Raw genomic sequence first — 13275 nt, forward strand, 5'->3', positions numbered from 1 at the left:
CATGAGTAACGACAATGGGTGTGAAAAACACCCACGCCGAAAGACCAAGGTTTCCTGCGCAACGTTAATCGACGCAGGGTTAGTCGGTCCCTAAGGCGAGGCTGAAAAGCGTAGTCGATGGAAAACAGGTTAATATTCCTGTACTTCTGGTTATTGCGATGGAGGGACGGAGAAGGCTAGGCCAGCTTGGCGTTGGTTGTCCAAGTTTAAGGTGGTAGGCTGGAATCTTAGGTAAATCCGGGATTCTAAGGCCGAGAGCTGATGACGAGTGTTCTTTTAGAACACGAAGTGGTTGATGCCATGCTTCCAAGAAAAGCTTCTAAGCTTCAGGTAACCAGGAACCGTACCCCAAACCGACACAGGTGGTTGGGTAGAGAATACCAAGGCGCTTGAGAGAACTCGGGTGAAGGAACTAGGCAAAATGGCACCGTAACTTCGGGAGAAGGTGCGCCGGTGAGGGTGAAGGACTTGCTCCGTAAGCCCACGCCGGTCGAAGATACCAGGCCGCTGCGACTGTTTATTAAAAACACAGCACTCTGCAAACACGAAAGTGGACGTATAGGGTGTGACGCCTGCCCGGTGCCGGAAGGTTAATTGATGGGGTTAGCTAACGCGAAGCTCTTGATCGAAGCCCCGGTAAACGGCGGCCGTAACTATAACGGTCCTAAGGTAGCGAAATTCCTTGTCGGGTAAGTTCCGACCTGCACGAATGGCGTAACGATGGCGGCGCTGTCTCCACCCGAGACTCAGTGAAATTGAAATCGCTGTGAAGATGCAGTGTATCCGCGGCTAGACGGAAAGACCCCGTGAACCTTTACTATAGCTTTGCACTGGACTTTGAATTTGCTTGTGTAGGATAGGTGGGAGGCTTTGAAGCGTGGACGCCAGTTCGCGTGGAGCCAACCTTGAAATACCACCCTGGCAACTTTGAGGTTCTAACTCAGGTCCGTTATCCGGATCGAGGACAGTGTATGGTGGGTAGTTTGACTGGGGCGGTCTCCTCCTAAAGAGTAACGGAGGAGTACGAAGGTGCGCTCAGACCGGTCGGAAATCGGTCGTAGAGTATAAAGGCAAAAGCGCGCTTGACTGCGAGACAGACACGTCGAGCAGGTACGAAAGTAGGTCTTAGTGATCCGGTGGTTCTGTATGGAAGGGCCATCGCTCAACGGATAAAAGGTACTCCGGGGATAACAGGCTGATACCGCCCAAGAGTTCATATCGACGGCGGTGTTTGGCACCTCGATGTCGGCTCATCACATCCTGGGGCTGAAGCCGGTCCCAAGGGTATGGCTGTTCGCCATTTAAAGTGGTACGCGAGCTGGGTTTAGAACGTCGTGAGACAGTTCGGTCCCTATCTGCCGTGGACGTTTGAGATTTGAGAGGGGCTGCTCCTAGTACGAGAGGACCGGAGTGGACGAACCTCTGGTGTTCCGGTTGTCACGCCAGTGGCATTGCCGGGTAGCTATGTTCGGAAAAGATAACCGCTGAAAGCATCTAAGCGGGAAACTTGCCTCAAGATGAGATCTCACTGGGACCTTGAGTCCCCTGAAGGGCCGTCGAAGACTACGACGTTGATAGGTTGGGTGTGTAAGCGCTGTGAGGCGTTGAGCTAACCAATACTAATTGCCCGTGAGGCTTGACCATATAACACCCAAGCAATTTGACTACTCGAAAGAGCATCAGATTGCGGTGTGTGAAGACGAAACGAACCGAAAGTTCGAGATACTCACAAAACACCAAACTATCACATACCCAATTTGCTGAAGCGAGGCCATCCGGCCACGACTCAGTACCCGAATTTCTTGACGACCATAGAGCGTTGGAACCACCTGATCCCATCCCGAACTCAGCAGTGAAACGATGCATCGCCGATGGTAGTGTGGGGTTTCCCCATGTGAGAGTAGGTCATCGTCAAGATTAAATTCCGAAACCCCAATTGCGAAAGCAGTTGGGGTTTTGTTTTTGTCCGCAGGAAAGTTCGCACAGCAACAACGAGCAGGTTCACGCTGTCACCGTCTCCCGACAATGCTAAGGTTCGCCCCTGGCGTTTGTATTTTCCAAGGAAGCCTTTATGCCGGACGCGACGTCCCTCAGTGCTGGTTTTATGGTGGTTCACGGCAACCGCCTGGACGAATTGCGCAGCCTGGTGGTCAGCTGGATGCGGCGCTACCCGCTGGCTCCCCTGGAGAATGAAATCGCGTTGGTGCAAAGCAATGGCATTGCCCAATGGCTGAAGCTGGCACTGGCGGAAGATGCTGAAGACGACGACATGGGAGGCTGCGGAATCGCTGCCGCCATCGACGTGCAGTTGCCCGGCAGCTTCATGTGGCAGCTCTATCGCATGGTCCTTGGCCGCGACGAAATCCCGGTCAATTCCCTGCTCGATAAAGCCCCGCTGACCTGGCGTCTGATGCGCCTGCTGCCGCAGTTGATCAACCAGCCGCACTTCGAGCCGCTGCAACGTTTCCTGACCCACGACACCGATCTGCGCAAACGTTATCAATTGGCTGAACGTCTGGCGGATCTGTTCGACCAATACCAGGTGTACCGAGCTGACTGGCTCGAAGACTGGGCGCAAGGTCGACATCAAACACGAAACGCCAGGGGCGAAACCAAACCCCTGACCCCGGCCAATTGCTGGCAGGCTGAGCTATGGCGCGCCCTCTTGCTGGACGTGGGAGAAGAAGGCATGGCGCAAAGCCGTGCCGGCGTCCATCAGCGATTTGTCGAGCGCATCAATAACCTCGAAACAGCTCCCAAGGGATTACCCTCGCGAGTGATCGTTTTCGGGATTTCTTCGCTGCCTGCCCAAGCCCTGGAAGCACTGGCGGGACTGGCGCGATTCAGTCAGGTCCTGCTGTGCGTACACAACCCCTGTCGTCACCATTGGGCGGACATCGTCGCCGATAAAGACCTGCTGCGCCATCAATACAAGCGTCAGGCCCGCAAGAGCGGCATGCCGGTAGTCATCGATCCGCAAACCCTCCACCAACATGCTCACCCGCTGTTGGCCGCTTGGGGCAAGCAGGGGCGGGACTACATCAACCTGCTCGACAGTTATGACGATCCCAGCAGCTATCGTTCGGCATTCCGCGACGGGCGCATCGACCTGTTCAGTGATGGTCTGCCGCTGAACGTGCTCAACCAGTTGCAGGACGACATCCTCGAGTTGCGTCCCCTCAACGAGACTCGGGAGCATTGGCCGGCCATCGATCTTGAACAGGACGAATCGATCCGTTTTCACATCGCCCATAGCGCCCAGCGAGAAGTCGAGATCCTCCACGATCAGCTGCTAGCACGTTTCAGCTCCGACCCGACATTGCGGCCCCGGGACATCATCGTCATGGTTCCGGACATCGACACCTACGCCCCGCATATTCGTGCCGTGTTTGGTCAGCTTGACCGCCAGGATCCGCGTTTCATTCCGTTTACCCTGGCGGACCAGGGCCAGCGCGGTCGTGATCCATTGCTGATTGCTGTGGAGCACTTGCTCAAGCTGCCTGACAGCCGATTCCCCGTCAGTGAGATTCTCGATCTGCTGGACGTCCCGGCACTGCGCGCTCGTTTTGGCGTTGAGGAGCGTGACCTGCCGACGCTGCACCGCTGGATCGAAGGTGCCGGCATTCGCTGGGGCATGAATGCCGAGCAACGTGCCGGGCTCGGGTTGCCCAATGAACTGGAGCAAAACAGCTGGCGATTCGGCTTGCGACGGATGCTGCTCGGTTATGCCGTTGGCAGCGCCGATGCTTATGAGGGGATCGAACCCTACGACGAGATCGGTGGTCTGGACGCTGCGCTCATCGGTCCGCTGGTTGCGTTGCTCGACGCGCTGGAAATGGCTCACCACGAGCTCTCTCAGCCAGCATCGCCGGGGCAATGGGGCTTGCGCTTGCAGGCTTTGGTGCAGTTGTTCTTCCTTGCCGGTAACGAACACGATGACTACTTGCTGGCCCAACTCGAAGAGCTGCGCGAGACCTGGCTCGAGACCTGCGAGTCAGTCGGGTTGCAGGACGAGTTGCCGCTGACCGTCGTCCGCGAAGCCTGGCTTGCAGGTCTGGATCAGGGCCGTTTGTCCCAACGTTTTCTGGCCGGTGCGGTCAACTTCTGCACCTTGATGCCCATGCGCGCCATCCCGTTCAAACTGGTGTGCCTGCTGGGCATGAATGACGGCGATTATCCGCGCGCGCAACCGCCGCTGGATTTCGACCTGATGGGCAGTGATTACCGTCCGGGTGACCGCTCCCGGCGCGAAGACGACCGCTACCTGCTACTGGAAGCCTTGCTGTCGGCAAGGGACCAGCTCTACATCAGTTGGGTGGGCCGTAGCATCCGCGATAACAGCGAGCGGCCTGCCTCGGTGCTGATTGGCCAACTGCGTGACCACCTGGCCAGCGGTTGGCGATTGCTGCAAGGCGACGAGGATCTGCTGGAAGCCATGACCCGGGAACACCCATTACAACCCTTCAGTGCTCGCTACTTTCACGACGGTGATGAGTCGTTCAGCTACGCCAGCGAATGGCAGGTGCTTCATCAGGCGGCAGAGCAACAGGCAAGCGCCGAAGTGCTCGCGCCCCACGTCCAGGACGAACCTCTGAGTCTCGGTCAGGTGCAGGATTTCCTGCGCAATCCGGTACGGCACTTTTTCAGCCAGCGGCTGAAGGTCTTCTTCGAGGCGGCAGAAGTGCCATTGGCCGATGAAGAGCCCTTTGTCCTGGATGCGTTGCAGCGTTACAGCCTCAGTGACCGTTTGCTCGAAGCGGCGCTGGCAGATCCTGGAAATTCCGGGCAGGCACTGCAGGATCAGGCGAAACGTTTGCAGAACAGCGGGCTGCTGCCCATGGCCGGATTCGGTGAGTGCCTGCAACGCGAATTGATCGAGCCATTGCCTGACTTGCTGCAACGCCACCAACAGCTCCTGGCGTTGTGGCCAACCCCCCTCAGCAGCGCGTTGCCCGTCAGTCTTGAACTGCAGGGCCTGCACATCGAGGGCTGGCTCAGCGGTCTGCATCAGCGTGCTGATGGTGGTTTGTTGTCTGTCACAACGATCCCCAACAGTATCGGCTCGATCAAGTCGCGCAAATGGCATCGCCTGACCCGCCCATGGGTCAATCATTTGATGGCTTGTGCCAGTGGCATGGCCTTGACCACCGCATTGGTGGCGAGCGACGACAGTCTGTTGCTCGGTCCACTGGAGCAGTCCACGGCGCGGACAATTCTCGGTGACCTGTTGATGGCCTGGCAGTCGGGTATGCGCCAGCCTCTGCCGATCGCGGTCAAGACAGCCTTCGCGTGGCTGGGGCAAACCGATCCGGTCAAAGCCCAAGCCGCTGCGCGCAAGGCCTATGAAGGGGATGGGCAGACGACGGACGGAGAGCGTCGCGAAAGCCCGGCACTCGCGCGCCAATTCGCCGATTACGATGCCTTGGTCGCCGACGAGACGTTCCCCCAGTGGTGTGACGCGCTCTATCGCCCGCTTCTTGAAGCACCCTGGCGTTCACTGTCCAGCGAGGAGTCGCGCTGATGAGCACGAAGACACCGCTGGCCCTGGCATTCCCGCTGCGCGGCAGCCAACTGATCGAAGCCAGCGCCGGGACCGGCAAGACGTTCACCATTTCCGCGTTGTACCTGCGCCTGGTGCTGGGCAATGGCGGGGAGGACAGTGGTTTCGGACGAGAACTGTTGCCGCCGCAGATCCTCGTCGTGACCTTCACCGACGCCGCGACCAAAGAGCTGCGCGAACGCATCCGCACGCGGCTCGCCGAGGCCGCACGCTATTTCCGCGATGAAACCCCGGCCCCCGACAGCCTGATTGCCGAGTTGCGTGATCAGTACCTGCCCGAGCAATGGCCCGGCTGCGCAAACCGCCTGGATATCGCCGCCCAGTGGATGGACGAGGCAGCGGTGTCGACCATCCACAGTTGGTGCCAGCGTATGTTGCGCGAGCACGCATTCGACAGCGGCAGCCTGTTTACCCAGACCCTGGAAACCGACCACAGCGACTTGCTGGGGGAGGTCCTGCGCGATTACTGGCGGCTGTTCTGTTACCCGATGCAAGGTGACGCCTTGAATTGGGTGCGCGGCAATTGGGGCGGGCCGGCGGCGCTGCTGCCGCGGATTCGTGCGCTGTTCGCCAGCGAGCGGGATGCGCATGAAGGGAAAGAACCCGCCGAAGTGATTTCGCAATGCCTGCAAGAACGACGGACGGCCCTGATCGAACTCAAGAAACCCTGGCTGCAGTGGGCGGACGAGTTGCTTGTCATCTGTCACCAGGGCGTTGCCACCAAGGCTGTCGACGGTCGCAAGATGCAGGCACGCTATTTCGAGCCCTGGTTTGAAAAGATCAAAGCCTGGGCCGAAGACGAATCCCTCGAGCAACTGGATATCGGCACTGGCTTCACTCGCCTGACCCCGGACGGCATGGCTGAAGCCTGGAAGGGTGAGGCGCCTCGACATCCGGGGCTCGATGCGATGGCCGGACTCAAGGCCTGTCTCGATGGGCTGCCAACGCCTGATGCCGCCGTACTGCAACACGCGGCCCGCTGGGTCGGGGCGCGATTCGAGGAAGAGAAGCGCCGCCGCGCGGAAATGGGTTTCGACGACATGTTGCTGCGCCTTGATGCGGCCTTGCAGTCCGATGGCGGCGAACGCCTGGCAACCCTGATTCGTGAACAGTTTCCGGTCGCCCTGATCGATGAGTTCCAGGACACCGACCCGGTGCAATACCGAATCTTCGAGAGCATCTATCGCATTGAAGAGAACAGCCCCGAGTGTGGCCTGTTCCTGATCGGCGACCCGAAACAGGCGATCTACGCTTTTCGCGGTGCGGACATCCATACCTACCTGCGCGCCCGCCAGGCCACCACCGGCCGCCTGCATACCCTGGGCACCAACTTCCGCTCAAGCCATGGCATGGTCAACGCGGTGAACCATGTGTTCGAGCGCGCCGAGGCACGGGAGTCGGGCCGCGGCGCTTTCCTCTTCCGACAGAAGAATGGCGACAACCCGGTTCCTTTCACGCCGGTTGCCTCCCAGGGTCGCAAAGAAGTCTTGCGCATCAATGACCAGGCAATCCCGGCCTTGAACATCTGGCACTTGCCGGCCGAACAACCGTTGTCCGGTGCGGTGTACCGGCAACACCTGGCGGCTGCCTGCGCCAGTGAAATCACGGCGTTGCTCAATGGCGGGCAGCAGGGGCATGCGGGGTTCTCCCAGGACGGCAAGGCCTTCAGGGGCCTGCTGCCGGCGGACATCGCCATCCTGGTACGCGATGGCAAGGAGGCGCAGGCGGTTCGTGCGCAATTGGCCGCCCGTGGCGTGCGCAGTGTTTACCTGTCGGACAAGGACTCGGTGTTCGCCGCCCAGGAGGCGCATGACGTGCTGACCTGGCTCAAGGCCTGCGCCGAGCCGGATGTCGAGCGACCGCTGCGGGCCGCGTTGGCCAGCATCACGTTGAACCTTTCGCTGACTGAGCTGGAGCGACTGAATCAGGACGAGTTGGCCTGGGAATCCCGGGTCATGCAGTTCCGTGGCTATCGCGAAGTATGGCGCAAGCAGGGCGTACTGCCGATGCTGCGACGCCTGCTGCACGACTTCCGCCTGCCCCAGGCGCTGATCGCCCGCAGTGACGGCGAACGCGTGTTGACCAACCTTCTGCACCTTTTCGAACTGCTGCAACAAGCCGCCGCGGAGCTTGATGGCGAGCAAGCCCTGATCCGGCATTTGTCCGAGCATCTGGCGTTGTCCGGGCAGGCTGGCGAAGAGCAGATCCTGCGTCTGGAAAGTGATGAGCAATTGGTCAAGGTCGTGACGATTCACAAGTCCAAGGGCCTTGAATACCCCTTGGTGTTTCTGCCGTTCATTTGCTCGGCGAAACCGGTGGATGGCAGCCGCCTGCCGTTGCACTACCACGATGAATCCGGCAATGCCCAGGTCACGTTGAAACCGACGGCAGAATTGATTGCCCTGGCTGACGATGAGCGTCTGGCCGAGGATCTTCGCTTGCTCTATGTCGCCCTGACCCGGGCGCAACACGCCTGCTGGCTGGGGGTGGCCGACCTCAAGCGCGGCAACAACAATGGCTCGGTGCTGCATCTGTCGGCATTGGGTTATCTGCTGGGCGGCGGTGCGCCTTTGGCCGATTCCCCGGCGTTGCAGCTTTGGTTGCGGGACCTGCAACAGGACTGCCCGGCGCTGGCGTATGCCGAGATGCCTGAAGCGACAGCGGAGCATTACCAGCCACCGCAAAACGACGCAGCGCTGCTGGTTCCGCTGGTTCCGAAACGCAAGGCCAGTGAAAACTGGTGGATCGCTTCCTACAGCGCGTTGCGCATTGGCGACACCCTGAGTGTCGGCACGGACGAGGCGCCGGAGAGCCCGCAGGCGCAAAAACTGTTCGACGACGAGCGCCTCGACCCGCAGGCCCCCAGGGAAGTGGTGGCCGGTGGCGGCGATATCCATCGCTTCCCGCGCGGCCCGAACCCCGGCACCTTTCTTCATGGCTTGCTCGAATGGGCGGGAGGCGAGGGTTTTGCTGCGGCACCACAAGAGGTGATCGACGCCATTGCCCGTCGCTGCAACCGTCGAGGCTGGGAGGGCTGGATCAGCACCTTGAGTGACTGGCTGCAGCATCTGCTCAAGTCGCCGTTGCAACTGGGCGGCGGACAGGCACCGGTGATATTTGGCCAGTTGACGCAGTACCAGGTCGAGATGGAGTTCTGGTTCGCCAGCCATAAGGTCGATGTGCTCAAGCTCGATGCGCTGGTGTGCCAATACACCCATAACGGCGTGGCCCGGGTGGCCGCGGAACCGGTGTTGCTCAACGGCATGTTCAAGGGCTTTATCGACCTGACGTTCGAACATGACGGCCGCTATTACGTGGCCGACTACAAATCCAACTGGCTCGGCGTCGATGATGCGGCCTACACCGCGCAGGCCATGGAGCAATCGATTCTCGACAACCGTTATGACCTGCAATACGTGTTGTACCTGTTGGCCCTGCACCGCCAACTCAAGGCGCGGCTCGCCGATTACGACTACGACCGGCATGTCGGCGGTGCGTTGTACCTGTTTTTGCGCGGTACGCGCGCGGCCAGCCAGGGGGTGTTTTTCGCCCGGCCGCCAAGAGAGCTGATCGAACGCCTGGACAGGCTGTTCCAGGGCAAGCCAGAACCCAAGGCCGAGCCCGCCTGGGAACAGGGAGTACTGTTATGAGTCGCACATTCACCGATTTGTTGCCCACATCGCTGGCAGCCGAAAGCCTGGCCGATCTGGTGCCGCTGAGGCGTGCCGACGACTTGCTGTTATTGCTCACGCGTTGGGTCGAGCGTGGCTGGTTGCGCGCGCTGGACAAAGCCTTTGTGGCGTTTCTGCATGAGCTGGCCCCAGAGGATGATCCGCTGGTGTTGCTGGCAGCCGCGCTGACCAGCCACCAGTTGGGCCACGGGCATGTCTGCCTCGACCTGTTCGAGACGCTGAAAGAACCGGACTTCGCCCTGTCGCTGCCACCCGAAGGTGACGTGCAAGGCGGCGCGATGCTGCTGCCCTCGCAATTGCTGGGATCGCTGGACGGCGCTCATTGGTGCAAGGTGCTGGCCGCCAGCAACCTGGTCGCGCTGGCCGCTGACAGTCGTGACAACGTACGCGACCGGCCTTTGGTGTTATCGGGCAAGCGCTTGTACCTGCGCCGCTATTGGGCCTACGAGCGGCGGATCGACGTTTCCTTGCGCGAGCGTCTGACGGAACACGAATCCACGCCGAGCGACCTGCTCCAGCGCCTCACCGGTTTGTTTGGTCCAGCCCGGCCGGGTGAAGTGATCGACTGGCAGAAGCTGGCCTGCGCCCTGGCGACACGCAGTGCCTTCAGCATCGTCACGGGGGGGCCGGGAACCGGCAAGACCACCACCGTCGTACGCTTGCTGGCGTTGCTCCAGGCGCCGGCGGTCGAGGCCGGCATGCCCCTGCGCATTCGCCTCGCCGCGCCTACCGGCAAGGCCGCGGCGCGTCTGACCGAATCCATCAGCCAGCAGGTCCGGACCTTGAAGGTCACGGAGGACGTTCGGGAAAAGATCCCCTCCGACGTCACCACCGTTCACCGCCTGCTCGGCAGCCGGCCCGGGACTCGTCATTTCCGTCATCACGCGGGCAATCGCCTGCCGCTGGATGTGTTGGTGGTGGACGAGGCCTCGATGATCGACCTGGAAATGATGGCCAACCTGCTCGATGCCTTGCCGCCCCATGCGCGCCTCGTGCTGTTGGGGGACAAGGACCAATTGGCGTCGGTAGAGGCCGGTGCGGTATTGGGGGATCTGTGTCGCGACGCGGAGGCTGGCTGGTACAGCCCGCAGACACGCCGGTGGCTGGAAGCCGTCAGTGGCGAAAACCTGCAGGCCAGCGGATTGCAGGAGGATGCGCAGGGCACTCATCCATTGGCTCAACAGGTCGTGATGTTGCGCCATTCCCGGCGATTCGGTGAAGGCAGTGGCATTGGCCAACTGGCTCGCTGGGTCAACCAGCAGCAACCCGATGAAGCCCGCAAGTTGTTGTCGGCGCGCAGCCATGACGATGTGCATTGCCTGTCCCTCAAGGGGGAGCAGGATCGGGCCCTGGAACGCTTGCTTCTCGACGGCCATGGTGAGGGGCCGCAGGGTTATCGACATTACCTGAGCGTGCTGCGCAATCAGCGACCGCCACTGGACAGCCCGCTGGAAGATTCACGCTGGATTGATTGGGCTCGACAAGTGCTGCAGGCTTTCGACGCGTTCCAGTTGTTATGTGCCGTGCGCAAGGGGCCATGGGGTGTAGAGGGCTTGAACCAGCGGGTGACGGAGGCATTGCTCAGGGCGCGCCTGATCGACAGCGACCAGCAGTGGTACGAAGGTCGCCCTGTGCTGATGACCCGCAACGATTACGGGCTAGGGTTGATGAACGGCGATATCGGCATCGCCCTCAAGCTCCCGGAGCAGGAAGGCCAGGGGACTGGAAGGCAGGTTCTGCGTGTGGCATTCCCACGCAATGATGGCCAGGGTGGCGTGCGATTTGTCCTGCCCAGCCGCCTGAATGATGTCGAAACCGTGTACGCCATGACCGTGCATAAATCCCAGGGCTCGGAGTTCGCGCATACCGCGTTGATTCTTCCCGATGCCTTGAATCCGGTACTCACCAAGGAATTGATCTACACCGGCATTACCCGGGCCAAGGACTGGTTCACCTTGATCGAGTCCCGTGCGGGGGTGTTTGAAGAGGCGGTGAAACGCCGGGTCAAACGCTTGAGCGGGCTGATGCTGGAGCTCAAGGACGGCAGCGAGCCGACAGGTTGAAAGGTCAGTAACAGGCTGTAGGAAAATGTCCGAGGCTGCGTAGTACGTGGCCTCGCTGGCATTTCCTCGCTGTGCTATCGTTGCGGCATCATTTCGCTACGGTCAAAGAGTATCCCTGCATGAAGGTGGCTGTCAGGACGACAGAGTGCGTCGTTGGCTGTAGAAAAGCGCTGCTTGCCATCCTTCTTTGTCTGCTGGCCAGCGTCGTTTTCGCTCAATCGCAAGCCCCGGTGGGCATGGCGGACCAACGTGCCAAAGCGGTTACCCAGGTAGTCCTCGGAATCCTCAGCTATGCCCGCTGGCCCGTCGAGCCTTTGCTGCTGCGCTTGTGCCTGGTCGGCCCTACCGAATACACCGACGACCTGGTCAAAGGCACGACCCAGGCGACCGGTCGACCTGTCGCGGTGCAGCGTTTGTTGGCCGACAACCCTTCGATTGTCAGTGACTGCGATGCGGTTTATATCGGCAAGCTGACCGGCGTAGAACGCAGCCGATTGTTTGCCGCGTTGATCGGGCATCCGGTGTTGAGCATCAGTGAGAGCGACGAGCAATGCACCGTCGGCAGTCTGTTTTGCTTGCGGGTCAGCGACGAGCAGGTGTCGTTCGAGGTCAATCTCGACTCTGTCGCCCGCAGCGGCGTACGCATTCATCCGAGCGTGCTGCAACTGTCCCGTCGCAAACCGGCGGCGCCATGAAAATACTGAAACGGGGCAATCGCCCGACTTTGCATTCGGTCATCGGTCGCGGCAACCTGCTCGTTGCGCTGGTAGGCGTCGCCATGGCCAGTGTTTCACTGACGTTGCTCGGTGTGCTGGCCTTGCGCGTGTACGCCGACAACAACCTGCACCTGATCGCCCGCTCGATCAGCTACACCGTGGAAGCCGCGGTGGTGTTCGACGACAAAACCGCCACCACCGAAGCGCTGGCGCTGATTGCCTCCAACGAAGAGGTGGCCGACGCCCAGGTGTTCGACCAGCAGGGCCAGTTGCTGGCCCGCTGGCAACGACCGGAAACCGGTTGGGTGTCCGATCTCGAATTGCACATCGCCAAAGCGTTTCTGGAAGAACCCATGAGCATGCCGATCCTCCATCAAGGGCGGGAAGTCGGCAGCATCAGGCTCACCGGTCATGGCGCCAGCCTGATGCGCTTTTTGCTCAGCGGTCTGGTGGGCATCATCTTGTGCACGGCCATCAGCGCCTGGGTTGCACTCTTTTTGGCGCGCCGACAACTTCGCGGGATCATCAAGCCCCTGCGCAACCTGGCCGCCGTCGCCCACGCCGCGCGCATTGACCGCGCCTTTGACAAGCGAGTGCCGCCCGCCGACATTGCCGAACTGGATAATTTCGGCAACGACTTCAATGCCCTGCTCGATGAGCTCGAAGCCTGGCAGTCGCACCTGCAAAGCGAAAACGAATCCCTGGCTCACCAGGCCAACCACGACAGCCTTACCGGATTGCCCAATCGGGCGTTTTTCGAAGGTCGCCTGATGCGCGCACTGCGCAGCGCCAACAAGCTCGGCGAGCGAGTGGCGGTGCTGTTTCTCGACAGCGATCGCTTCAAGGAGATCAACGACAGTTTCGGCCATGCGGCGGGCGATGCGGTGTTAGTGGCCGTGGCCAATCGGGTTCGGGCGCAACTGCGCGAAGGGGACCTGGTGGCGCGCTTGGGTGGCGATGAGTTTGCCGTGCTGCTGACGCCACTGCACAAGACCGAAGACGCCGAACGGATTGCCGACAAGATTCTGGCCAGCATGGACATGCCGATTCCATTGCCGGGCAGTACCCAGGTACTGACCTCCCTCAGTATCGGCGTCGCGGTGTACCCGGATCATGGCGCAACGCCGGGTGCCCTGCTCAACGCCGCCGATGGCGCGATGTACCAGGCCAAGCGCCTGTCCCGAGGCGCACAGTACACGGCAGGGTCGGAGCACCCTGCCGCCGATGTTCAAAACAGGAGCTGA

At 60.6% G+C, this 13275-nt stretch carries 5 protein-coding genes and 2 rRNA genes (1 of these 7 running past the window's edge); all 7 read left to right on the forward strand.

Going from position 1 to position 13275, the window contains the following annotated elements; all coding sequences use genetic code 11:
• A 23S ribosomal RNA gene (locus ACMDB8_RS02890) occupies window positions 1-1644 on the forward strand (it extends 1248 nt beyond the left edge of the window).
• Between the two features lie 157 nt (window positions 1645-1801).
• A 5S ribosomal RNA gene (gene rrf / locus ACMDB8_RS02895) occupies window positions 1802-1917 on the forward strand.
• A 154-nt stretch (window positions 1918-2071) separates the two neighbouring features.
• Window positions 2072-5521: an exodeoxyribonuclease V subunit gamma gene (gene recC / locus ACMDB8_RS02900; protein WP_409078335.1), complete on the forward strand. Its 3450-nt coding sequence runs from the start codon at window positions 2072-2074 to the stop codon at window positions 5519-5521.
• Window positions 5521-9210 carry an exodeoxyribonuclease V subunit beta gene (recB, locus tag ACMDB8_RS02905; RefSeq protein ID WP_409078334.1) on the forward strand — a complete coding sequence of 1230 codons (3690 nt, stop codon included), beginning with the start codon at window positions 5521-5523 and terminating at the stop codon, window positions 9208-9210. The genes recC and recB overlap by 1 nt, the downstream gene beginning before the upstream one ends.
• Window positions 9207-11315, forward strand: a complete 2109-nt coding sequence (gene recD / locus ACMDB8_RS02910; RefSeq protein ID WP_409078333.1) for an exodeoxyribonuclease V subunit alpha — start codon at window positions 9207-9209, stop codon at window positions 11313-11315. Before recB ends, recD begins: the two co-directional genes overlap by 4 nt.
• A 119-nt stretch (window positions 11316-11434) precedes the next feature.
• A complete protein-coding gene (locus ACMDB8_RS02915; RefSeq protein ID WP_056728113.1) occupies window positions 11435-12010 on the forward strand; it encodes a YfiR family protein in 576 nt (191 codons plus the stop codon).
• Window positions 12007-13275 carry a diguanylate cyclase domain-containing protein gene (locus ACMDB8_RS02920; RefSeq protein ID WP_409078332.1) on the forward strand — a complete coding sequence of 423 codons (1269 nt, stop codon included), beginning with the start codon at window positions 12007-12009 and terminating at the stop codon, window positions 13273-13275. Before ACMDB8_RS02915 ends, ACMDB8_RS02920 begins: the two co-directional genes overlap by 4 nt.

Origin of the sequence: Pseudomonas monachiensis (assembly GCF_047345015.1) — a bacterium.
Classification (GTDB): Bacteria; Pseudomonadota; Gammaproteobacteria; order Pseudomonadales; family Pseudomonadaceae; genus Aquipseudomonas; species Aquipseudomonas monachiensis.

What these genes read in the sequence shown, in the direction of transcription:
- ACMDB8_RS02915 (WP_056728113.1), top strand. Translation starts at nt 11,435, where the DNA reads ATGAAGGTGGCTGTCAGGACGACAGAGTGCGTCGTTGGCTGTAGAAAA.
- ACMDB8_RS02920 (WP_409078332.1), top strand. Translation starts at nt 12,007, where the DNA reads ATGAAAATACTGAAACGGGGCAATCGCCCGACTTTGCATTCGGTCATC.
- recD (WP_409078333.1), top strand. Translation starts at nt 9,207, where the DNA reads ATGAGTCGCACATTCACCGATTTGTTGCCCACATCGCTGGCAGCCGAA.
- recB (WP_409078334.1), top strand. Translation starts at nt 5,521, where the DNA reads ATGAGCACGAAGACACCGCTGGCCCTGGCATTCCCGCTGCGCGGCAGC.
- recC (WP_409078335.1), top strand. Translation starts at nt 2,072, where the DNA reads ATGCCGGACGCGACGTCCCTCAGTGCTGGTTTTATGGTGGTTCACGGC.